The 20,286-nt window shown below is 70.5% G+C and carries 19 protein-coding genes and 7 tRNA genes; 4 read left to right on the top strand and 22 right to left on the bottom strand.

Annotated features, from left to right (window positions below):
- Positions 1 to 30 precede the first annotated feature (30 nt).
- The 17 genes from clpX to C6N40_RS00220 form a co-directional block, all read right to left on the bottom strand.
- Entirely contained in the window at positions 31 to 1,320 is a 1,290-nt protein-coding gene (clpX, locus tag C6N40_RS00140) for an ATP-dependent Clp protease ATP-binding subunit ClpX (protein ID WP_106988989.1), read from the bottom strand.
- A 117-nt stretch (positions 1,321 to 1,437) separates the two neighbouring features.
- Positions 1,438 to 2,061 (bottom strand): ATP-dependent Clp endopeptidase proteolytic subunit ClpP, encoded by a 624-nt coding sequence (gene clpP, locus C6N40_RS00145; protein ID WP_106988990.1) that lies wholly within the window; start codon positions 2,059 to 2,061, stop codon positions 1,438 to 1,440.
- 26 nt (positions 2,062 to 2,087) lie between these two features.
- Positions 2,088 to 3,389 carry a trigger factor gene (gene tig, locus C6N40_RS00150; protein ID WP_106989447.1) on the bottom strand — a complete coding sequence of 434 codons (1,302 nt, stop codon included), beginning with the start codon at positions 3,387 to 3,389 and terminating at the stop codon, positions 2,088 to 2,090.
- A gap of 89 nt (positions 3,390 to 3,478) precedes the next feature.
- Positions 3,479 to 3,563: transfer RNA gene (locus C6N40_RS00155), tRNA-Leu, on the bottom strand.
- A 31-nt stretch (positions 3,564 to 3,594) separates the two neighbouring features.
- A tRNA-Lys gene (locus tag C6N40_RS00160) sits at positions 3,595 to 3,670 on the bottom strand.
- 50 nt (positions 3,671 to 3,720) lie between these two features.
- A tRNA-His gene (locus C6N40_RS00165) sits at positions 3,721 to 3,797 on the bottom strand.
- Positions 3,798 to 3,834: 37 nt separating this feature from the next.
- Positions 3,835 to 3,911, bottom strand: a tRNA-Arg gene (locus C6N40_RS00170).
- Positions 3,912 to 3,978: 67 nt separating this feature from the next.
- Positions 3,979 to 4,055 (bottom strand) — tRNA-Pro (locus C6N40_RS00175).
- A gap of 134 nt (positions 4,056 to 4,189) precedes the next feature.
- Positions 4,190 to 4,266: transfer RNA gene (locus C6N40_RS00180), tRNA-Arg, on the bottom strand.
- A 142-nt stretch (positions 4,267 to 4,408) separates the two neighbouring features.
- Positions 4,409 to 4,501 (bottom strand) — tRNA-Ser (locus C6N40_RS00185).
- A gap of 55 nt (positions 4,502 to 4,556) precedes the next feature.
- Entirely contained in the window at positions 4,557 to 4,775 is a 219-nt protein-coding gene (gene csrA / locus C6N40_RS00190; RefSeq protein ID WP_106988991.1) for a carbon storage regulator CsrA, read from the bottom strand.
- Positions 4,776 to 4,911: 136 nt separating this feature from the next.
- A complete protein-coding gene (gene alaS / locus C6N40_RS00195; RefSeq protein ID WP_425477639.1) occupies positions 4,912 to 7,590 on the bottom strand; it encodes an alanine--tRNA ligase in 2,679 nt (892 codons plus the stop codon).
- Between the two features lie 108 nt (positions 7,591 to 7,698).
- Complete coding sequence (locus tag C6N40_RS00200; protein ID WP_106988993.1) at positions 7,699 to 8,175, bottom strand: regulatory protein RecX; 477 nt, start codon at positions 8,173 to 8,175, stop codon at positions 7,699 to 7,701.
- Between the two features lie 7 nt (positions 8,176 to 8,182).
- On the bottom strand, positions 8,183 to 9,217 hold the full coding sequence (recA, locus tag C6N40_RS00205; RefSeq protein WP_106988994.1) for a recombinase RecA: 1,035 nt from the start codon (positions 9,215 to 9,217) through the stop codon (positions 8,183 to 8,185).
- Between the two features lie 134 nt (positions 9,218 to 9,351).
- Entirely contained in the window at positions 9,352 to 9,981 is a 630-nt protein-coding gene (lexA, locus tag C6N40_RS00210; RefSeq protein WP_106988995.1) for a transcriptional repressor LexA, read from the bottom strand.
- 43 nt (positions 9,982 to 10,024) lie between these two features.
- Positions 10,025 to 10,915 carry a hypothetical protein gene (locus C6N40_RS00215; protein WP_162781997.1) on the bottom strand — a complete coding sequence of 297 codons (891 nt, stop codon included), beginning with the start codon at positions 10,913 to 10,915 and terminating at the stop codon, positions 10,025 to 10,027.
- A gap of 42 nt (positions 10,916 to 10,957) precedes the next feature.
- Positions 10,958 to 11,464, bottom strand: a complete 507-nt coding sequence (locus C6N40_RS00220; RefSeq protein WP_106988997.1) for a CinA family protein — start codon at positions 11,462 to 11,464, stop codon at positions 10,958 to 10,960.
- A gap of 80 nt (positions 11,465 to 11,544) precedes the next feature.
- Here C6N40_RS00220 and C6N40_RS00225 point away from each other — a divergent pair, with 80 nt between their 5' ends.
- The 3 genes from C6N40_RS00225 to mutS all read left to right on the top strand — a co-directional run bounded on the left by C6N40_RS00225 (position 11,545) and on the right by mutS (position 15,833).
- On the top strand, positions 11,545 to 11,937 hold the full coding sequence (locus tag C6N40_RS00225; protein WP_106988998.1) for a BlaI/MecI/CopY family transcriptional regulator: 393 nt from the start codon (positions 11,545 to 11,547) through the stop codon (positions 11,935 to 11,937).
- The gene (locus C6N40_RS00230; protein WP_106988999.1) at positions 11,927 to 13,126 is read left to right on the top strand and encodes a TonB family protein; all 1,200 of its coding nucleotides are present in this window, start codon (positions 11,927 to 11,929) and stop codon (positions 13,124 to 13,126) included. The genes C6N40_RS00225 and C6N40_RS00230 overlap by 11 nt, the downstream gene beginning before the upstream one ends.
- Positions 13,127 to 13,241: 115 nt before the next feature.
- Positions 13,242 to 15,833 carry a DNA mismatch repair protein MutS gene (mutS, locus tag C6N40_RS00235; protein ID WP_106989000.1) on the top strand — a complete coding sequence of 864 codons (2,592 nt, stop codon included), beginning with the start codon at positions 13,242 to 13,244 and terminating at the stop codon, positions 15,831 to 15,833.
- On the opposite strand, the gene C6N40_RS00240 is transcribed toward mutS, so the two are convergent.
- Entirely contained in the window at positions 15,817 to 17,001 is a 1,185-nt protein-coding gene (locus tag C6N40_RS00240; protein ID WP_106989448.1) for a trans-sulfuration enzyme family protein, read from the bottom strand. The genes mutS and C6N40_RS00240 overlap by 17 nt on opposite strands.
- 92 nt (positions 17,002 to 17,093) lie before the next feature.
- Here C6N40_RS00240 and C6N40_RS00245 point away from each other — a divergent pair, with 92 nt between their 5' ends.
- Complete coding sequence (locus C6N40_RS00245; RefSeq protein ID WP_106989001.1) at positions 17,094 to 17,570, top strand: Lrp/AsnC family transcriptional regulator; 477 nt, start codon at positions 17,094 to 17,096, stop codon at positions 17,568 to 17,570.
- Between the two features lies 1 nt (position 17,571).
- On the opposite strand, the gene C6N40_RS00250 is transcribed toward C6N40_RS00245, so the two are convergent.
- The 4 genes from C6N40_RS00250 to trmD all read right to left on the bottom strand — a co-directional run bounded on the left by C6N40_RS00250 (position 17,572) and on the right by trmD (position 20,286).
- Positions 17,572 to 17,979, bottom strand: a complete 408-nt coding sequence (locus tag C6N40_RS00250) for an RNA-binding S4 domain-containing protein (protein WP_106989002.1) — start codon at positions 17,977 to 17,979, stop codon at positions 17,572 to 17,574.
- Positions 17,976 to 18,986, bottom strand: coding sequence for an alpha/beta hydrolase (locus C6N40_RS00255; protein ID WP_106989003.1), 1,011 nt, complete (start codon positions 18,984 to 18,986; stop codon positions 17,976 to 17,978). Before C6N40_RS00255 ends, C6N40_RS00250 begins: the two co-directional genes overlap by 4 nt.
- 59 nt (positions 18,987 to 19,045) lie before the next feature.
- Positions 19,046 to 19,414 carry a 50S ribosomal protein L19 gene (gene rplS / locus C6N40_RS00260; RefSeq protein WP_425477630.1) on the bottom strand — a complete coding sequence of 123 codons (369 nt, stop codon included), beginning with the start codon at positions 19,412 to 19,414 and terminating at the stop codon, positions 19,046 to 19,048.
- Positions 19,415 to 19,527: 113 nt separating this feature from the next.
- A complete protein-coding gene (gene trmD, locus C6N40_RS00265) occupies positions 19,528 to 20,286 on the bottom strand; it encodes a tRNA (guanosine(37)-N1)-methyltransferase TrmD (RefSeq protein ID WP_106989004.1) in 759 nt (252 codons plus the stop codon).

The raw sequence follows: 20,286 nt of genomic DNA on the forward strand, positions 1-20,286 counted from the left end.
CCCTTCATTCAATGACTTGCGTGCGGCCGTTCAGTCGGCCGAAGCGGCCTTGGGCGCGGCCTGGGCGCCCGAGCTGTAGATCAGGTAGGGCTCGGTCTGGTGGTTGATGACCGACTCGTCGACGACGACCTTGCTGACGTTCTCCAGCGACGGAAGCTCATACATGGTGTCGAGCAGCACCGACTCCATGATGGTGCGAAGGCCGCGGGCGCCGGTCTTGCGCTTCAGGGCGCGCCGGGCGATGGCCATCAGCGCGTCCGGGCGCACCTCCAGCTCGACGCCCTCCATCTCGAACAGTCGCTTGAACTGCTTGGTGATGGCGTTCTTGGGCTCGGTGAGGATCTTCACCAGCGCCGCCTCGTCGAGCTCCTCGAGCGTGGCGACCACCGGCAGGCGGCCGACGAACTCGGGGATCAGGCCGAACTTGATCAGGTCCTCGGGCTCGACCTGCGACAGCAGCTTGCCGACGTCGGCCTTGCGCTCGCTGGACTTGACCTTGGCGCCGAAGCCGATGCCGCCGGCCTCGGTGCTGCGCGCCTGGATGACCTTGTCGAGGCCGGCGAAGGCGCCGCCGACGATGAACAGGATGTTCTTGGTGTCGACCTGCAGGAACTCCTGCTGCGGGTGCTTGCGGCCGCCCTGCGGCGGCACCGAGGCGACGGTGCCCTCGATGAGCTTGAGCAGGGCCTGCTGCACGCCCTCGCCCGAGACGTCGCGGGTGATCGACGGGTTCTCGGACTTGCGCGAGATCTTGTCGATCTCGTCGATGTAGACGATGCCCTGCTGGGCCTTGTCCACATCGTAGTCGCACTTCTGCAGGAGCTTCTGGATGATGTTCTCGACGTCCTCGCCGACGTAGCCCGCCTCGGTGAGGGTGGTGGCGTCGGCGATGGTGAACGGCACGTTGAGCAGGCGCGCGAGCGTCTCGGCCAGCAGGGTCTTGCCCGAGCCGGTCGGGCCGATGAGCAGGATGTTGGACTTCGACAGTTCGATGTCGTCGTTCTTGATCCGGCTCTCGATGCGCTTGTAGTGGTTGTACACGGCCACCGACAGCGTCTTCTTCGCGCGCTGCTGGCCGATGACGTACTGGTCGAGGACCTCGAGGATCTCGCGCGGCTTGGGCAGGTGGCTGCGCGCGGCGTGCGCCTTCTCCTCGAGCTCCTCGCGGATGATGTCGTTGCACAGCTCGACGCATTCATCGCAGATGAACACGCTGGGGCCCGCGATCAGCTTGCGCACCTCATGCTGGCTCTTGCCGCAAAAAGAGCAGTAGAGGATCTTGCTGCTGTCGCCGGAGCGGCCCTGGCGGTCTTCGGTCATGCGGTTGCTGCCCTGGTGGAATGGGTCGGGATCGAGAATATCACAGGCCGGCACGGGCCAAGCCCCGGCCCCCGGAAGGGCCGGGACGGGGCGTGGAGACGGCGCTGGCGGGGCCGGTCAGCCGGCCTGGACGGTGTCGTCGGGGCGGCGGTCGAGCACCGCGTCCACCATGCCGTAGGCCTTGGCGGCCTCGGCGTCCATGAAGTTGTCGCGGTCGGTGTCCTTGGCGATGCGCTCGATCGGCTGGCCGGTGTGCTTGGCCAGCACGCCGTTGAGGCGGTCGCGCAGGGTCAGGATCTCGCGGGTGTGGATCTCGATGTCGCTGGCCTGGCCCTGGAAGCCACCCAGCGGCTGGTGGATCATCACGCGGGCGCTGGGCAGGATGTAGCGCTTGCCGGCGGCGCCGGCGGCCAGCAGCAGCGAGCCCATCGAGGCCGCCTGGCCGACGCAGATGGTGCTCACGTCGGGCTTGATGAACTGCATGGTGTCGTAGATCGCCATGCCCGAGGTGACCACGCCACCCGGCGAGTTGATGTACAGGCTGATGTCCTTCTCGGGGTTTTCCGCCTCGAGGAACAGCAGCTGGGCGACGATCACGTTGGCCATGTAGTCGTCGATCGGGCCGACCAGGAAGATGACGCGTTCCTTGAGCAGGCGCGAATAGATGTCGTAGGCGCGCTCGCCACGGCTGGTCTGCTCGACCACCATCGGCACCAGGTTCAAAGCCTTGATCGGATCCATGCCCTACTCCTTGCGTGGGGCCCGGCTCAGGAAGCCGGGCGCATCAGTTCGGCGAAGCTCATGGCCTTCGCGTTGGACTGGGCGCGCTCGGCGATCCAGTCGATCACCTGCTCCTCCATCACGCGGTTGCGCAGGCCCGCCATCAGGTTGGCATCGTTGCGGTAGAGCTCGACCACCTGCGCCGGGTCCTCATAGGTCGAGGCGATCAGCTGCAGGGTCTCGGTCAGGCGCTTGTTGTCGAGCCGCAGTTCGTTCTGGCGGGCCACCTCGCCCACCAGCAGGGCGGCGGCGACGCGCTTGCGGGCGGCACCCATGAACTGCTCGGCCTCGAAGCTGGCGTTGGCCTGGCCCTGCTGGCGGGCCTGCTGGGCCGCATTGGCGGCCATGCCGCGGGCCTCGGCTTCGATCAGGCGCGGCGGCAGCTCGACGTCCTTGTAGGCCTCGACCAGCTTGCTGGCGACTTCGGCGCGCAGGCGCTGGGCCAGGTTGCCCTTGAGCTCGCGCTCGAGGTTGGCGCGCACTTCCTGGCGGAACACCTCGAGCTTGCCGGACTTGATGCCGAAGCTCTTGATGAAGGCCGCGTCCACCTCGGGCAGCTTGGCGGTCGAGACTTTGAGCACCTTCAGGGTGACCTTGGCGGGCTTGCCGGCCAGGTCGGCCACGCGCCAGTTCTCGGGGAAGGTGACCTCGACCTGGGCTTCCTCGCCGGCCTTCATGCCGGCCAGGCGCGATTCCAGCTCCGGGTACATCACGTTCGAACCGATGACGGTGGCGCCGCGCTCGGCGCCCTCGGCCGGCACGCGGGCGGCGTCGGTTTCGGCGAAGGTCTCGACCTGCACCATGTCGCCCGGCTCGGCGGCGCGCTCGACCACTTCGAACTGGCGGCGCTGCTGGCGCAGGGTCTCGATCATCGTGTCGATGTCGGACTCTTCGATCGAGGAGGTGACGCGCTCGATCTGCAGCGTGGCCGGATCGATGGTGCCGAAGTCGGGCACGATCTCGAAGGTGGCGGTGAAGCGGATCTCGCCCGCCTCGCCGTCCGGCTCGGCCTTGATGTCCGGGTTGCCGGCCAGCTTCAGGTCCTGCTGGCGGATGGCTTCACCCAGGCTGTCGCGCACCAGCTCGCCGTAGGCCTCGTTGCGGACCTGGGCGCCGAAGCGCTGTTCGATCACCTTGGTCGGGACCTTGCCCTTGCGGAAGCCCTTGATGTTGGCGGTACGCGCCAGCTCGCGCAGGCGGTTGCCCACGACGCCCTCGAGGCGGTCGGCCGGCAGGCTGACGGTGAGGCGACGTTCCAGGTTGGCGGTGTTCTCAAGCGAGACTTGCATGTTCACTCCTGCGACCGCGCCGTTTCAGAGGGCGCGAAAATGAAAAAACCCGCGGAGCTTCGGTTCGTCCCCGCGCCTCCGTTGCCGGATGGTGCGAAAGGAGAGACTCGAACTCTCACGGGTTGCCCCACTGGAACCTAAATCCAGCGCGTCTACCAGTTCCGCCACTTTCGCATGCCGCGCGGGATCGTTTCATCGGGAAGATTGGTGGGCCGTCTAGGATTCGAACCTAGGACCTACTGATTAAGAGTCAGCTGCTCTACCAACTGAGCTAACGGCCCAATCTTCCCGCCGAAGCGGCTGCGACGGCTAATTATGCCGTGCCTGGAACTGGGGTGGAAGACGGGATTCGAACCCGCGACCCTCGGAATCACAATCCGATGCTCTAACCAACTGAGCTACATCCACCAATGTAAAACCACCCTGCCTCCCGCCCCACCCTGCCTGGCGCGCCCGGCAGGACTCGAACCTGCAACCGCCGGCTTAGAAGGCCGGTGCTCTATCCGGTTGAGCTACGGGCGCCTGCCGGAATGATACCGGCCGGCCCGCGCCGCATCCATGCGGGTCGCAGGTCCGGGATACAGCGGCCTGGTCGGGGCAGAGGGATTCGAACCCACGACATCCAGCTCCCAAAGCTGGCGCTCTACCAGGCTGAGCTATACCCCGGCGGTGAAGCCCGACGTCTGTGCAAGCACGCCGCAGGAGTCTCACTTTACGGCTGGCGGAGCTGGTGGCGCAATGCGCCGTGCCAACCCCGCCATCCGAACAAAAAGGGTGCCGAAGCACCCTGTTTGCATTAGTGGCGCGCCCGGAGAGATTCGAACTCCCGACCACCAAGTTCGTAGCCTGGTGCTCTATCCAGCTGAGCTACGGGCGCGCAGAAGCGAAATTATGGGGCACGTCGTCGAAGTCGTCAATACATCTTTTCAACTTCTTCGTTCGTCGTGCCTTGCCTGCCTCGCCTTCCCCCGTGCCGGCGGGAAGAAAAAATCGCCGCGCGCGGGCGGCGATTTCGAAGCTGGCGGAGTGAGAGGGATTCGAACCCTCGATAGAGCTTTTGACCCTATACTCCCTTAGCAGGGGAGCCCCTTCGGCCTCTCGGGCATCACTCCGGAAACGCTTTCCGGCCCACCCGCGAGGGGCGTGACCGGCCGCATAGGATAGCCTTCAGCCGGGCTTGGGTAAACCCGCATCGTCGCCGTCGGCCCCGGCGCCCGGCACGTCGTCCTTCTGGATGCGCTGGAAGATTTCCTCGCGGTGCACGGCAACGTCCTTCGGCGCGGTGATGCCGATGCGCACCTGGTTTCCCTTGACGCCCAGCACCGTGACGGTGACCGAGTCACCGATCATCAGGGTTTCCCCAACCCTTCGCGTCAGTATCAGCATCCCCTTCCCTCCCGATACGTCCCTGCACCGGCCCTCGGAGCGGTGCTCCGCGGTTCCCCGTCCGCGCAGGATGCGCGTCGTGCCCCGGATGGTAGTTCGGGGCCGCCGCGCGTGCAATCAAGCGTCCGTGAAGCCCTCAGCCGCCGAGGCGCTGCGCCACCCAGTCCTTCACGTCGGCGAGCGCGGCCAGCAGTTCGGGGCCGTCGCTGCCGCCGCCCTGGGCCATGTCGGGACGGCCGCCGCCCTTGCCGCCGATGCGGCCGGCGACGTGCGAAAGCAGTTCGCCCGCCTTTACCTTGCCCAGCGCCCCGCCCTGCACGCCGGCCACCAGCGACGCCTTGCCGTCGCTGGCCGAGGCCAGCAGGATGACCGCGTCGGACAGGCGCGACTTGAGCTGGTCGACCGCCTCGCGCAGGGCCCTGGCGTCCAGGCCCTCCAGGCGCGCCGCGACGACCTTCACGCCGGCGACCTCGGGCGCCGAGGCGGCCAGGTCGGCAGTGGCGCCGGCCGCGGCCTTCGCCTTGAGCGATTCGAGTTCGCGCTCGAGCTTCTTCTGGCGCTCGAGCAGTTGCGCCAGCTTGTCGAGCACGTCGCGCGGGCTGCCGCCGAGCAGGCTGGCGGCCTGGGCCAGGCGCTTTTCCTCTTCGGCCACGTAGGCCAGCGCGCCTTCGCCGGTGACCGCCTCGATGCGGCGCACGCCGGCGGCCACGCCGCCCTCGCTGGTGATCTTGAACAGGCCGATGTCGCCGGTGTGGTGCACGTGGGTACCGCCGCACAGCTCGGTCGAGAATTCGCCCATGCGCAGCACGCGCACGCGCTCGCCGTACTTCTCGCCGAACAGCGCCATGGCGCCGAAATCCAGCGCTTCCTGCATGCCCATGTGGTGGATCTCGGCCTCGGCATTGCGGCGGATCTCGGCGTTGACCATCGCCTCGATGCGCTCGAGTTCTTCGCCGGTGATGGCCTGGAAGTGCGAGAAATCGAAGCGCAGGCGGTCGGGTGCGACCAGCGAGCCCTTCTGGGTGACGTGCTCGCCCAGCACCTTGCGCAGCGCGGCATGCAGCAGGTGGGTGGCCGAGTGGTTGAGCACGGTGGCCTGGCGGCGCTGCGCGTCGACGCGGGCCGAGACCCGGTCGCCGACCTTCAGCGTGCCCTTGCCGAGCTGGCCGGCGTGGCCGTGGAAGGCGCCGGCGAGTTTGAGCGTGTCGCGCACCTCGAAGTGGTCGCCGCGCGGATCGAGCAGCACGCCGGTGTCGCCGACCTGGCCGCCGGACTCGGCGTAGAACGGCGTGGCTTCGAGCAGCACGATGGCCTCCTCGCCCGCGCCGATTTCCTGCACCGGCTTGCCGTCGCGCACGAGCGCGAGCACGCGGCAGCCGTCGGACTCGAGCGCTTCGTAGCCGAGGAACTCGGTGGGCTTGAGGGTGGCCACCAGGTCGGCCGGCAGCGCGGTGGTACCGGCGAACTTGCTGGCGGCGCGGGCGCGCTCGCGCTGCTGCTCCATCAGCGCCTCGTAGCCGGCCAGGGCGCCGTCGGCCAGGGTCCAGCCCTTGTCGGCGTTCTCGCGCAGCAGGTCGGCGATCAGGTCGGGCGGGCAGCCATAGGTGTCGTGCAGCTGGAACAGCTGCTCACCGCCGATGCGGTTGCCGCCGGCGGCCAGGTACTCGTGCAGGCGGTCCATGCCGGCGTCGAGCGTCTGCGCGAACGCGGCCTCCTCGGCCCGGAGCGCCTGCTCGACCAGCTTCTGCTTGGCGGCCAGCTCCGGATAGGCCTCGCCCATCGCCTCCACCAGCGGCTGCACCATGCGCCAGAACTTGCCGTCGGCGCTCAGGCCGCCGAGCTTCCAGAAGTGCCGCACGGCGCGCCGGACGATGCGGCGCAGCACGTAGCCGCGGCCCTCGTTGGACGGCAGCACGCCGTCCACCACCAGGAAGCTGCAGGCGCGGATGTGGTCGGCGATCACCCGCAACGACTTGTGCTCGAGGTCGGTGGCGCCGGTGAGCGCCGCCGCGGCCTTGATCAGGTGCTGGAACAGGTCGATCTCGTAGTTGCTGTGCACGTGCTGGAGCACGGCGGCGATGCGCTCGAGTCCCATGCCGGTGTCCACGCAGGGCGCCGGCAGCGGCACCAGGGTGCCGTCGGGCTGGCGGTCGTACTGCATGAAGACGTTGTTCCAGATCTCGATGAAACGGTCGCCGTCCTCGTCCGGGCTGCCCGGCGGGCCACCGGGGATCGACGGGCCGTGGTCGTAGAAGATCTCGCTGCAGGGGCCGCAGGGGCCGGTGTCGGCCATCTGCCAGAAGTTGTCGCTGGCGTAGGGCGCGCCCTTGTTGTCGCCGATGCGGATGATGCGATCGGCGGGCAGGCCGACCTCCTTGTGCCAGATGTCGAAGGCCTCGTCGTCGGTGTGGTAGACGGTGACCAGCAGCTTGTCGGCGGGAATGCCCCAGACCTTGGTCAGCAGCTCCCAGGCGTAGGCGATGGCCTCGCGCTTGAAGTAATCGCCGAAGCTGAAGTTGCCCAGCATCTCGAAGAAGGTGTGGTGGCGGGCGGTGTAGCCGACCTGGTCGAGGTCGTTGTGCTTGCCGCCGGCGCGCACGCAGCGCTGCGAACTGACCGCACGCTTGTAGCTGCGCTTCTCGGCACCGAGGAAGACGTCCTTGAACTGCACCATGCCGGCGTTGGTGAACAGCAGCGTCGGGTCGTTGCCCGGCACGAGCGGGCTGGAGGGCACGATCTGGTGGCCCTTAGACTGGAAGAACTCGAGGAAGTCCCGGCGGATCTGTTGGCTGGTCTTGGTCATGGCTGCTGGCAGTGAGGCGGAGGGCCACGCCGGAAACGGTGTGGCCAGACCCTCAAGATTACCAGCCCGCGGGCTCGCCCCGCGTGGTTTTCGGCGCCGCCCGGCGACCGCGACGCGCCGCTAGGGATCGACGCCCTCGTCGGGCGCGGAGCGCACCGCCGACCAGGCATCGCCCTGGTCGAAGCCCCGGCGCAGCAGGAATTCGACGGCCTTGCGCCGCCGCGCCGGGTCCGCCAGCTCGGCCGGGCGCCAGCGGCGCTCGACCTGGCGCCGGGCCAGGGCCGGCCAGTCGGCCTCGCAGGCCGCCAGCGCGGCCTGGATGGCATCCTCGGGCAGGCCATGGCCCGCCAGTTCGACCCGGATGCGCACCGGCCCGTAGCCGGCGCTGGTGCGGTCGCGGGCGAAACTCTCGGCGAAGCGCTGGTCATCCTGGTAGCCCTGCCCCGCCAGCCGCTCGACGGCGGCCTCGGCCTCGGCGGGCTCGACGCCGCGCTGGGCCAGCTTGCGCGCGAGGTCGCGCCGCGAGTGCTCGCGACGCACCAGCAGGCCCAGGGCCCGCTGGTAGGCGTCGGCAGCCTCGCGGCGCGCGCCGGCCATGCCGGCCTCAGCCCTCGACCGGCTCGGCGTTCTCGTCGCCGATCACCAGGCCCGGCACGAACTTCTCGCGCAGCTTGGCCTCGAGGTCCTTGGCCACGGCCGGGTTGTCCTTGAGCCACTGGCGGACGTTTTCCTTGCCCTGGCCGATGCGCTCGCCGTTGTAGCTGTACCAGGCGCCGGCCTTTTCGATCAGCTTGGCGTCCACGCCCATGTCGATCAGCTCGCCCTCGCGGCTGATGCCCTGGCCGTAGAGGATCTCGGTGACGATGACCTTGAACGGCGGCGCCATCTTGTTCTTGACCACCTTGATCTTGGTCTGGTTGCCGATGACCTCGTCGCCCTTCTTGACCGAGCCGATGCGGCGGATGTCCAGGCGCACCGAGGCGTAGAACTTCAGCGCGTTGCCGCCGGTGGTGGTTTCCGGGCTCTGGCCCGGCATCATGATGCCGATCTTCATGCGCAGCTGGTTGATGAAGATGACCATGCAGTTGCTGCGCTTGATGTTGCCGGTGAGCTTGCGCAGGGCCTGGCTCATCAGGCGGGCCTGCAGGCCCGGCAGCTGGTCGCCCATTTCGCCCTCGATCTCGGCGCGCGGGGTGAGCGCGGCCACCGAGTCGACCACGACCATGTCCACCGAGTTCGAGCGCACCAGCATGTCGGCGATCTCGAGCGCCTGCTCGCCGGTGTCCGGCTGGCTGACCAGCAGGTCGTCGATGTTCACGCCCAGCTTGACCGCATAGGTGGGATCGAGCGCGTGCTCGGCGTCGATGAAAGCGGCGGTGCCGCCGGCCTTCTGGCACTCGGCGATGGCCTGCAGGGTGAGCGTGGTCTTGCCCGAGGACTCCGGACCGTAGATCTCGATGACGCGGCCCTTGGGCAGGCCACCGATGCCCAGCGCGATGTCGAGCATCAGCGAGCCGGTGCCGATGACCTCGGCCGCCTCGGCCGCCTTGTCGCCCATGCGCATGACCGCACCCTTGCCGAACTGCTTCTCGATCTGGCTCAGGGCGGCGGTGAGGGCGCGCTTCTTGTTCTCGTCCATGGTTTGGTTCCTCGGGGCTGTGTTGTCTGTGGGCGCCACGTTAGCGGGGCCAGGTCTCACGGATTGAGAAGCCGGCGCGGGCTTGTGTCGTAAGGGTTCGGAGGTTCGTTTCGTGGTCTTCTTCCTGCCCGGGCTCACCGGTTCGGCCTCACCAGGCCGCAGTACAGGCCCTCGATGGCGAAGTCCTGGTCGGGCCGGACCACGATGGGCGCGAAATCCGGGTTGCGCGGCAGCAGGCGCACGCCGTCCTTGCCCATTTTCAGCAGCTTGACCGTGATTTCCTCGTCCACGCGGGCGACCACGATCTGGCCGCTGCGCGCCTCGGCGGTGCGGTGCACGCCGATCAGGTCGCCGTCGAGGATGCCCTCGTCGCGCATCGAGTCGCCCTTCACGCGCAGCAGGTAGTCAGGCGCCGGCGAGAAGAACACGCGGTCGAGCAGCACCATGCCGTCGTGGCCGGCATCGGCGCCGATGGGCATGCCCGCGGCCACGCGGCCGAGGATGGGCAGGCGCAGGAGGTCGTCCCCGGCCGCCGGGACGAGGTCGGCGGCCGGGGACTGCACCAGTCGGATGCCCCGGGCCTGGCCGGGCACGCGGCGGATCGCGCCGGCGGCCTCCAGGGCCTCGAGGTGGTATTGGGCCGCGCGCACGCCCTTGAAGCCGAAGGCGTGGGCGATCTCGACCTGGGACGGCGACGCCCCGTCGGCTTCGATGCGCTCGGCGATGAAGGCGAGGATGGCGCGCTGGGTGTCGGTGATATCCATTAGTAGCAATACTACTAACGAACCCGGGCCGGCTGTCAAGCCCTCAGGGGGACCTGACCTGCGTCTGCAGCATCACCAGCCGCATCCGGGCCTCGGCCATCAGCCCGGGAAGGGCCTGGCCGCAGAAACGGCCGCGCACGTCGTCCGGCAGCGCCTCGACACGGGCCCGTTCCCGCAGCGCGATGCCCTCGTCGGGCCCTGCACTGGCAAGCACGGACAGGGCGTGGGCGATGTCCTTCATCTCGCCCTCCTCGGTCGGGTACAGCGTGCCGCCGGCATCGAGGCGGGCCTGTTGGGCGGCCGCCTTGGCGCCGTAGGCCCGGGTGGCCTCGGCCAGATAGGCATCGGCATCCTCCGTGGGCAGGCCGCAAGCCAGGGCGCCGCCTCGGAACCTGGCGTGTTCGTCGAGCAGGCGGCTGGCCAGTCGCGACGGAAACACATAGCCGGCCTCGATGGGCTCGCAGCGGCAGGCCTCACCCAGGCCGCTGCCGTAGCGCCAGCGGATGATCAGCGAGCACTCACCGGCAGCGCTGGCGATCAGGCTCAGGGTGAAGCGCTGCTCGATTGGCGCGGCGGTCGCATCGCCGCCGCCGGGCACGGCGACCCAGCGCGGCGACGACTCGAAATAGCCGGCTGGCGGCGCGTCGTCGAGGTCGTCGTCAAGCAGGCTGCGCGCACGCGCATCGACCAGCGCGCGGCAGGCCGGGTCCGGATCGACCAGGCGCGCCAGCGGCGCGGCATCCGAGGCCTCGAGCATCGCCCTGGCCTGCGCCACGCGCGGGCTGTCCGGGTACTGGCGGATGAAACCGACCAGGTACTGCACGTCCGACCCGGCGACGAATTCCCAGCGACGCTCGGCTTCATCGTCCGGCGACTGGGCCGTCGTGGCTGGCGAGGTGAACAGCAGCAGCGATGCGACCAGCAATGACCTCATTGCAGCGACTCCGGCGGATGGGACGGCAGGGAATGATCGGGCTCAGGCGGCCAGCGCCAGCAGCCCTTCCAGCGCGGCGGCCACGGTCTGGCGGCGCACCGCGTCGCGGTCGCCGCCGAAGTGGAAGACCTCGGCGCGCGGGTAGCCGCCGCGGCGCTTCCAGCCGATCCAGACCGTACCCACCGGCTTGTCCGGGGTGCCACCGCTGGGGCCGGCCACGCCGGTCACGGCGACGGCGATCGAGGCGCCGGAATTGACCAGCGCGCCGGACACCATCTCGGTCACGGTCTCGCGGCTCACCGCGCCGTGCTCGACCAGGGTCTCCGGGCGCACGCCCAGCAGGGCCTGCTTGGCCTCGTAGCTGTAGGCCGCCATGCCGCAGTCGAACCAGGCCGAGCAGCCGGGGATGTCGGTGATCATCTTGGCGATCCAGCCGCCGGTGCAGCTTTCGGCGGTGGCCAGCATCAGGTGCCGGTCCTGCAGGGCCGCGCCCACGCGCAGGGCCAGGGCATGCAGGTCGTCGTCGGTGGGGAATGCGTCGGGGCTCATGGCCCCAAGGGTAAGGCCGGCCGCCCGACCCGGAAATACCCGGCACTTGACAGCTTCGATTACATGAGTAATCTGAATCCATGATTACGCCCGTAAACAATCAAGCCCCGGTCAGCGACGCCGAGAGCGTGGTGATGGAAGTGCTCTGGCAGCGCAGCCCGCGCACCTCCGAAGAGGTGGTGGCCGAACTGGTCGCCTCCAGCCAGTGGCAGGAGCCCACCATCAAGACCCTGCTCAACCGCCTGCTGAAGAAAGGCGCCGTGCGCGCCGAAAAGGACGGCCGTCGCTACCGCTACCACGCCGTGCTGCGGCGCGAGGACTGGGTGGCCGGGCAGAGCCGCGGCCTGCTCGACCGCCTGTTCGACGGCCGGCTGGCGCCGATGGTGGCGCACCTGTCGAGCCAGCGGGCGCTGAGCGCGGAGGACATCGCCGAACTGCGGCGCCTGCTCGAGGAGATCGACGATGGCCAGTGAACTGCCCGGGATGCTGCTGGAAGCCACGCTCGCCACCAGCGCCGCCCTGGTCCTGGTGCTGGCCGCGCGGCAGCCGCTGCGCCGCCTGGCCGGCGCCGGAGTCGCCTACGCCACCTGGGCCCTGGTGCCGCTGGCCGGGCTGGCCGCGCTGCTGCCCGCCGCGCCCGGCCTGCCGGGGCCCATCGCACCCATGGTGCAGCCCCTGCACGGCGCTGCGCGGGAGGCCGGCGTGGCGATGCAGGCCAGCGGCACGATGCACTGGTTGCTGCTGGCCTGGCTGGCCGGCGCGCTGGCCCTGGCCATGGTCTTCGCCGCGCGCCAGTGGCGCTTCGGCCGGCAGCTGCGCGAACGCGAGCTTCGCGGCGACGACGGCGGGGCGCCGCTCGGGCCCGCGGTCGTGGGCCTGTGGCGGCCGCGCATCGTGCTGCCCTCGGACTTCGGGCGCCGCTACACGCCCGAAGAGCAGCAACTGGTGCTCGAGCACGAACGCCAGCACCTGCGCCGCGGCGACCTGTGGGCCCAGGCGCTGTGCGCCGGCCTGCGCTGCCTGTTCTGGTTCAACCCGCTGATGCACCTGGCGGCGTCTCGCTTCCGCTTCGACCAGGAGCTGGCCTGCGACGCCGACGTCCTCGCGCGCCACCCCCGCGCCCGCCGTCGCTACGGCGAGGTGATGCTCAAGACCCAGCTCGCGGACTTCGGCCTGCCGCTGGGTTGCCACTGGCAATCCTGCCACCCGCTCAAGGAGAGAATCGCGATGCTGACCCGCCCCCTGCCCTCCGCCCGGCGCACCCGCGTCGCCGGTGCCCTGCTCGCCGCCTCGATGGCCGCGCTCACTTTCGCCGCCTGGGCGGCCGAACCGGCCGCGGCCAAGAGCGAGCCGTTGCAGTCCGTCACCTCCCACGACGTGCTGGACGCCCCGAAGTACCCGGCCGAAGCGCTCGAGCAGGGCATCGAGGGCACGGTCTGGCTCGAGGTGCTGGTGGGCGCCGACGGCGTGCCGAAGGAAGTGAAGGTCAAGAAGTCCTCGCCCGGCGGTGTTTTCGACCAAGCTGCCGTGGACGCCGCCTGGCAGTGGCGCTTCAACGCCGGCCGCCGCGGAAACGACGGCGAGAAGGTTGAAGGCTGGGTGGTCGTGCCGGTGCAGTTCGCCAAGAACGAACCGGCGCCGGCTGACACGCCGCGCGCCTGACGCCACCCCGCGTCGCCGACGAGGCCGGGCACCGCCCGGCCTCGTTGTTTCCGGCGCACGGCCGCCCGCAGCGATGCTTCCGGCACAATAGGGCGATCCGGTCCGCATCCAGCCCATGTCCGCAGAAGCCCAGCCCCAGCACACGCCCCTGATGAAGCAGTTCTTCGCCGCCAAGGCGGAGTATCCGGACATCCTGCTGTTCTTCCGGATGGGCGACTTCTACGAGCTGTTCTACGACGACGCCCGCAAGGCGGCGCGACTGCTCGACATCACGCTCACCCAGCGCGGCAGTTCGGGCGGCGCGCCGATCCCGATGGCCGGCGTGCCGGTGCACGCCTACGAGGGTTATCTGGCGAGGCTGGTGGCGCTGGGCGAATCGGTGGCGATCTGCGAACAGATCGGCGACCCGGCGCTGGCCAAGGGCCTGGTCGAACGCAAGGTGGTGCGCATCGTCACCCCGGGCACCGTCACCGACGAGGCCCTGCTGCAGGAGCGCCGCGACACCCTGCTGATGGCGGTGGCGCGCGGCCGCACCGGCTTCGGCCTGGCCTGGGCGGACCTGGCCGGCGGCCGCTTCCTGGTGTCGGAGGTGGCCGACGAGGACCAGCTCGCCGCCGAGCTGGCGCGCCTGGACCCGGCCGAGCTGCTGCTGCCCGACGAGGACGGCTGGCCCGCCTTCCTGGCCGGCCAGGCCGGCCTGCGCCGCCGCCCGCCCTGGGGCTTCGACGCCGACGCCTGCCGGCGCCAGCTGCTGCGCTTCTTCAAGCTCCATGACCTCAGCGGCTTCGGCCTCGAGGACAAGCCGCTGCCCACCGCCGCCGCCGGCGCCCTGCTCGCCTACGTCGAGGAAACCCAGAAGCAGCAGCTGCCGCACCTGACCTCGATCGCCTTCGAGCCGGCCGGCGACGGCATCGCGCTCAACGCCGCCACGCGCCGGCACCTCGAGCTCGACAGCCGCACCGACGGCCGCACCGAACACACCCTGCTGGGCGTGCTCGACACCAGCGTCAGCCCGATGGGCGGGCGCCTGCTGCGGCGCTGGCTCAACCGCCCGCTGCGCGACCGCGGCGTGCTCGGCCGCCGCCACCACGCCGTGGCCACCTTCGTCAAATGGGGCGCGCACGAAGCACTGCGCGAAACCTTCCGCGGCCTGGGCGACCTCGAACGCATCCTCTCGCGCGTGGCCCTGCGCTCGGCGCGGCCGCGCGACCTGAGCACCCTGCGCGACGGCCTCGCGCTGCTGCCGGGCGTGCGCGCCCTGCTGGCGCCGCTCGACTCGCCGCGCCTGGCCGCGCTGGCGGCGGAACTGGGCGAGCATGCCGGCACCGCCGCGCTGCTGGCGCGCGCCGTGGTGCCGCAGCCGCCGGTGCTGCTGCGCGACGGCGGCGTGCTGGCCGAGGGCTTCGACGCCGAACTCGACGAACTGCGCACGCTGTCGACCAATGCCGACCAGTTCCTGGTCGACCTGGAAGCGCGCGAGCGCGCCGCCACCGGCATCGCCAACCTCAAGGTCGGCTACAACCGCGTGCACGGCTACTTCATCGAAATCAGCAAGGGCCAGGCCGACAAGGCGCCGACGCACTACACCCGCCGGCAGACGCTCACCGGCGCCGAGCGCTACATCACCGAGGAACTCAAGGCCTTCGAGGACAAGGTGCTCAGCGCCCGCGAACGCGCGCTGGCCCGCGAGAAGGCGCTCTACGAGGAGCTGCTCGACGCGCTCAACGCCTCGCTCGAGCCGCTCCGGCGCTGCGCCGCGGCCCTGAGCGAGCTGGACGTGCTGGCGGCCTTCGCCGAGCGCGCCCGGGCCCTGGACTGGTCCTGCCCCGAACTCACCGAGGCCGCGGGCCTGCGCATCGAGCGCGGCCGCCACCCGGTGGTGGAAGCGGTGCGCGAGGAGCCTTTCGAGCCCAACGACCTCTTGCTCGACGACGACGCGGACGGGAGCGGGCGCCGCATGCTGGTGATCACCGGCCCGAACATGGGCGGCAAGAGCACCTACATGCGCCAGAACGCGCTGATCGTGCTGCTCGCGCACATCGGCAGCTTCGTGCCGGCCGCGCGCGCGGTGATCGGCCCGATCGACCGCATCCTCACCCGCATCGGCGCCGGCGACGACCTCGCGCGCGGCCAGTCCACCTTCATGGTCGAGATGGCCGAGACCAGCTACATCCTCCACCACGCCACGGCGAACTCGCTGGTGCTGATGGACGAGATCGGCCGCGGCACCTCCACCTACGACGGCCTGGCGCTGGCCGAGGCCTGCGCGCGCCACCTGGCGCAGCACAACCGCGCCTACACACTGTTCGCCACGCACTACTTCGAACTCACCGCCCTGGCCGAGCCCGGCAGCGGCATCGCCAACGTGCACCTGGACGCGATCGAGCACGGCGACCGCCTGGTGTTCATGCACGCGGTGAAGGACGGCCCGGCCAACCGCAGCTTCGGCCTGCAGGTGGCGGCGCTGGCCGGCCTGCCGCGCAGCGTGGTCGAACAGGCGCGGCGCACCCTGGCCGAACTCGAGCAGCGCGGCGCGCCGCAGGCCGTGGCGCGCATGAGCCCGGCCGCGCTGGAGCAGCCGCAGCAGGCCAGCCTGTTCGCGCCGGCGCCCTCGGCCGCGCTCGAGGCGCTCGATGCGATCGACCCGGACGAACTGACCCCGAAGCAGGCGCTCGAGGCGCTCTACCGGCTCAGGCAGCTGCGCTGAGCGCGACGCCCTCGAGGGCCTGGGCCAGGTCGGCCCAGAGGTCGTCCACGGCCTCGATGCCCACCGACAGCCGCAGCAGGCCGGGGCCGATGCCGCTGTCCAGCCGGGCCTGCGGATCCACCACGCGGTGGGTCAGGCCGGCCGGATGCTGGATCAGCGTGTCCACCGAACCCAGGCTCACCGCCGGCGTCATCAGCCGCACCTTCGCCATCACCGCCGCCGCGGCCTCGTAGCCGCCGCGCAGGTCGATCGCCATCAGGCAGCCGGGGCCGGCCATCTGCGTGCCCACGAGGTGGGCGTTGCGCACCGTGCCCAGGCCGGGGAAATGCACGCGCGCCACCGCCGGGTGCGCGGCCAGCCGGCCGGCGAGCTCGATGGCGTTGGCCTGGGCGCGCTCGACCCGCAGCGCCAGCGTCGGCAGGCCGCGGTGCAGCAGGTAGGCGCCCAGCGGGTGCAGCAGCCCGCCGGTGGCGGCACGTACGGTGCGCAGCGGGCGCGCGCGCTGTTCGCTGCAGCAGACGATGCCGGCGATCACGTCGCCGTGGCCACCCAGGAACTTGGTCGCGCTGTGCATCACGTAGGCCGCGCCCAGCGCCGCCGGCTTCTGCAGTACCGGCGTGGCGAAGGTCGAGTCCACCAGCACCGGCACCTGGCCGGCGGCCGCGACGACGGCGCGGATGTCGATGAGGTCGAGCGTGGGATTGGCCGGGGTTTCGATGATCACCAGCGCGGTGTCGGCGCGCAGCCGCGCGGCGATGTCGCCGGCATCGACGAATTCGGCCTCCAGCCCGCACAGGCCCGAGGCCAGCAGGTGGTCGGAGGTGCCGTAGAGCGGGCGCACCACCAGCACGTGGCCGCCGCGGCTGCGCGCGCCCATCAGCACGGCGGTCAGCGCGGCCATGCCCGAGCCGTAGGCCACGCAGGCCTCGGTGCCCTCGAGCGTGGCCAGCGCCGACTCCACCCGGCCCACGGTCGGGTTGTGCAGGCGCGCGTAGATCGGGTTGGCGGCGCTGGCGGCGCCGCCCACCAGGGCATCGAAGCTCTCGGTGCCCTCGCCCAAGTCGGCCACCGGATAGGTGGTGGACAAGTCGATCGGCGGCGCGTGCACGCCGAGGGCGGCGAAATCCTCGCGACCGGCATGCACGGCAAGGGTGTCGATGTGGTTCATGGCGGCCTCCCCGGGCTGGAAAGCGGCACTATCGCCCAGACCCGGGTAGGATTCGGCCAGGCCGAACACTATTTCATGGAACGGGGACCCGGATGCATCCCGACCGAACTGACTTCGAAATACTCAGGCTCCTGCGAAAGAATGCTCGGATCCCGAACAAGGACCTGGCCGCGCGCGTCGGCGTCGCACCGTCCACCGCCCTCGAGCGGGTCCGTCGGCTGCGCGAGGCCGGGGTGCTGCTGGGCTACCACGCTGAGATCGCCCCGGCCGCGGTGGGCATCGGCCTGCAGGCGATGGTGGCCGTCCGCCTGGCGCGGCACTCGCGCGCCGACGTCGAAGCCATGCACGCTCACCTGCTCGGGCTGCCGGAGGTGTTGTGCCTGTACCACGTGGCCGGCGCCGACGATTTCCTCGTGCACGTTGGCGTGCGCGACAGCGACCACCTGCGCGACTTCGCGATGTCGGCCCTGACCAGCCGGGCGGAAGTGGCGCACATCGAGACGCACCTGATCTTCGCCTTCCAGCGTGCGCCGGAACTGCCGGTGTACGCGAACGGCGGGGACGAGTGACTCAGAGCGCGTCGAGGTCGCCCAGCGCCTGGATCAGGCGACGGGCCCGTTTGTCGGGCTTGCTGGCCGGCGGCCGGTAGCCGGCCGCGGCGGCACGGCGTTCGGCGGCAGCCTGTTCGCGCGCGACGCGCGAGGCTTCGGACTCTTCGTACAGCAGGCGCGCCACCGGCGCGGGGCCGCGCTGGTCCGACAGGCCGAGCACGCGCAGCTCGAACATCTCCTCGCCGCGGCGGACCGTGAGCGCGTCGCCCGCGCGCAGGGCGCGCGAGGGCTTGGCACCCTGCCCACCCACCTGCACCTTGCCGCCCTCGACCGCCTGCCGGGCCAGGGCCCGGGTCTTGAAGAAGCGGGCCGCCCAGAGCCAGACGTCCAGGCGCACCCCGGCCACGGGAGCCTGCGCGCCGCTCACTGCACGTCCTCCGCGGCCAGGGCCGCGGCAATGCGCCGGGCCAGGGGCACGGCCCGGTCGCCGGCCAGGCCGCCGTAGCGGTCCTCCATCCGGCCCAGCGCGACGCCGGCCTCCTGCATGCGGCCAGCGGCCATCAGCGCCTCGACGTCGGCGAGCCGGCGCCCGATGTCCTCGTCCAGGCCGCGCACGCAGGCCTCGAAGCGCGGATCGGCCGGCACCGGCTCCTGCAGCGCCTGCAGCACCCGGGCCAGGCCCTTGCCGCTGGGCAGCCAGTGGCCGAGGCGCAGCTGCGCCTCGCGGCTGTAGCCGCCGAAGCACAGCGACTGCAGCACCTTGCGGTTGCGCCGGTCGATGCCGCCGTTGAGCGCGTCCTCGCTGCCGGTGGCGAACACCAGGCGGCTGCGGGACAGGAACTGCAGGGCGAGGTCGCGCGGGGGCAGCACCACCTCGTACTCGCCGATCTGCAAGCTGCCGCCGACCAGCATCGCGCCACGGAAGACGTCGGGATAGGCCATGGCCGTCCACTGGGCCATGCGCGAGCCGCCCGAGAAGCCGCCCACGAAGACCCGCTCGGGATCGATGGGATAGCGGCCGTTGACGTAGGCGTAGGCATGCACCGCCAGCGCGATGCGACGTTCGATCACCGCCTGGTCGTTGCCCGCGCGCCGGGGCGAGACGTAGATGAAGCCGGCATCGGCCAGCGGCTGGCGCCAGTCGTCGGGCATCTGCAGCGACTGCGCCGGCATGACGAACACCAGCAGGCCGTAGCGCCCATCCGGCGGCGCCGGCGGCACGAACAGCTCAAGCTCCTCCCGGCTGGCATCGAGGCTGTATTCGGGCGGCTGCTGGCCGGTGCCGGCCGCGACCTGCTGCAGCCGGTCGCGGCTGGTGGGGCTGAAGGTGCGCCGCACCAGTTCGGCGGTGCTGGCCAGCGGCGACGGCGATTCAAGCGGGACGATGCGCGGGGCCGGTGCGGCCGGTGCCGCCTGCGAGAACGCGGCGAGCAACGCCCAGACGACAGCGGCCGCCCGGAGGCGGCCGCTGGCTGGAACGGGTGGACCCGGGATCACTCGGCCGAGCGAGCCGCCAGGTCTTCCTTGATGCGCGCCTTCTTGCCTTCCAGGCCGCGCAGGTAATACAGCTTCGACTGGCGCACCTTGCCGCGACGCTTCACGCTAACCGAGTCGATGATCGGGCTGTGGGTCTGGAAGACGCGCTCGACGCCGAAGCCGTGCGAGATCTTGCGCACGGTGAAGGAGGAGTTCAGGCCGGCGTTCTTGACGGCGATGACCACGCCTTCGTAGGCCTGCACGCGCTCGCGGTTGCCTTCCTTGACCTTGACGTTGACGACGACGGTGTCGCCCTGGGCGAACTTCGGCAGCTCGCGGGTGACCTGGTCGGCCTCGAACTGCTGCAGCAGCTTGTTGATGCTCATGATTCTTACGCCTCTGATGGTTGTTTTCGTGCGTGCCAGAGGCCCGGAACCCGTGCTTGGCTGATCGTGGAGCCGGCTAGTATAGCGGCCCAAGCCCTTGAAATGGAAGCGGTTCAGACGCCCGGCGGGTGCGCCCGGCGCCACTCGTCGATGAAGCCGGCCAGCAGGGCCCTGTCGGCCTTGTCCAGCCGGGCCCGGGCCAGCAAGTCCGGCCGCCGCAACCAGGTCCGGCCCAGGCTCTGCTGGCGGCGCCAGCGGGCGATCGCGGCATGGTCGCCCGAGAGCAGCACGGCCGGCACGCCTTCGGTGCCCGAGGCCTCGGAGCGTGTGTAGTGCGGGCAGTCGAGCAGGCCGTCCTCAAAGCTGTCCTGGCTGGCCGAGTCGGCGTGGTTGAGCGCGCCCTCCTGCAGCCGGCCCACGGCGTCCACGACCACGGCGGCGGCCAGTTCACCACCGGAGAGCACGTAGTCGCCGATCGAGAGCTCCTCGTCGACCTCGCGCGCGATGAAGCGCTCGTCCAGGCCCTCGTAGCGGCCGCACAGCAGCACCAGCCGGGGCAAGGCGGCCAGTTCGCGCACCCGGGCCTGGGTCAGCCGCGGGCCCTGGGGGCTGAGGTAGATCACCCTCGCCGGCGCCGGGTCGGCGGCCTTCGCCGCGGCCAGGCAGGCGCCCAGGGGCTCGGCCAGCATCAGCATGCCGGGGCCGCCGCCGAAGGGGCGCTGGTCGACCCGGCGGTAGTTGTCGGTGGCGTAGTCGCGCGGGTTCCAGGCCTGCACGGTGAGCAGGCCACGCTCCTGGGCGCGGCCGACCACGCCCAGGGCGGCGCTTTCGCGGATGAAATCGGGGAACAGGCTGACGACGTCGATGCGCAT

Source organism: Arenimonas caeni (assembly GCF_003024235.1).
Lineage (GTDB): Bacteria > Pseudomonadota > Gammaproteobacteria > Xanthomonadales > Xanthomonadaceae > Arenimonas > Arenimonas caeni.

Coding starts and splice junctions, on each gene's coding strand:
- clpX (WP_106988989.1), bottom strand. CDS start 1,320: ATGACCGAAGACCGCCAGGGCCGCTCCGGCGACAGCAGCAAGATCCTC.
- clpP (WP_106988990.1), bottom strand. CDS start 2,061: ATGGATCCGATCAAGGCTTTGAACCTGGTGCCGATGGTGGTCGAGCAG.
- tig (WP_106989447.1), bottom strand. CDS start 3,389: ATGCAAGTCTCGCTTGAGAACACCGCCAACCTGGAACGTCGCCTCACC.
- csrA (WP_106988991.1), bottom strand. CDS start 4,775: ATGCTGATACTGACGCGAAGGGTTGGGGAAACCCTGATGATCGGTGAC.
- C6N40_RS00200 (WP_106988993.1), bottom strand. CDS start 8,175: ATGGCCGGCGCGCGCCGCGAGGCTGCCGACGCCTACCAGCGGGCCCTG.
- recA (WP_106988994.1), bottom strand. CDS start 9,217: ATGGACGAGAACAAGAAGCGCGCCCTCACCGCCGCCCTGAGCCAGATC.
- lexA (WP_106988995.1), bottom strand. CDS start 9,981: ATGGATATCACCGACACCCAGCGCGCCATCCTCGCCTTCATCGCCGAG.
- C6N40_RS00215 (WP_162781997.1), bottom strand. CDS start 10,915: ATGAGGTCATTGCTGGTCGCATCGCTGCTGCTGTTCACCTCGCCAGCC.
- C6N40_RS00220 (WP_106988997.1), bottom strand. CDS start 11,464: ATGAGCCCCGACGCATTCCCCACCGACGACGACCTGCATGCCCTGGCC.
- C6N40_RS00225 (WP_106988998.1), top strand. CDS start 11,545: ATGATTACGCCCGTAAACAATCAAGCCCCGGTCAGCGACGCCGAGAGC.
- C6N40_RS00230 (WP_106988999.1), top strand. CDS start 11,927: ATGGCCAGTGAACTGCCCGGGATGCTGCTGGAAGCCACGCTCGCCACC.
- mutS (WP_106989000.1), top strand. CDS start 13,242: ATGTCCGCAGAAGCCCAGCCCCAGCACACGCCCCTGATGAAGCAGTTC.
- C6N40_RS00240 (WP_106989448.1), bottom strand. CDS start 17,001: ATGAACCACATCGACACCCTTGCCGTGCATGCCGGTCGCGAGGATTTC.
- C6N40_RS00245 (WP_106989001.1), top strand. CDS start 17,094: ATGCATCCCGACCGAACTGACTTCGAAATACTCAGGCTCCTGCGAAAG.
- rplS (WP_425477630.1), bottom strand. CDS start 19,414: ATGAGCATCAACAAGCTGCTGCAGCAGTTCGAGGCCGACCAGGTCACC.
- trmD (WP_106989004.1), bottom strand. CDS start 20,286: ATGCGCATCGACGTCGTCAGCCTGTTCCCCGATTTCATCCGCGAAAGC.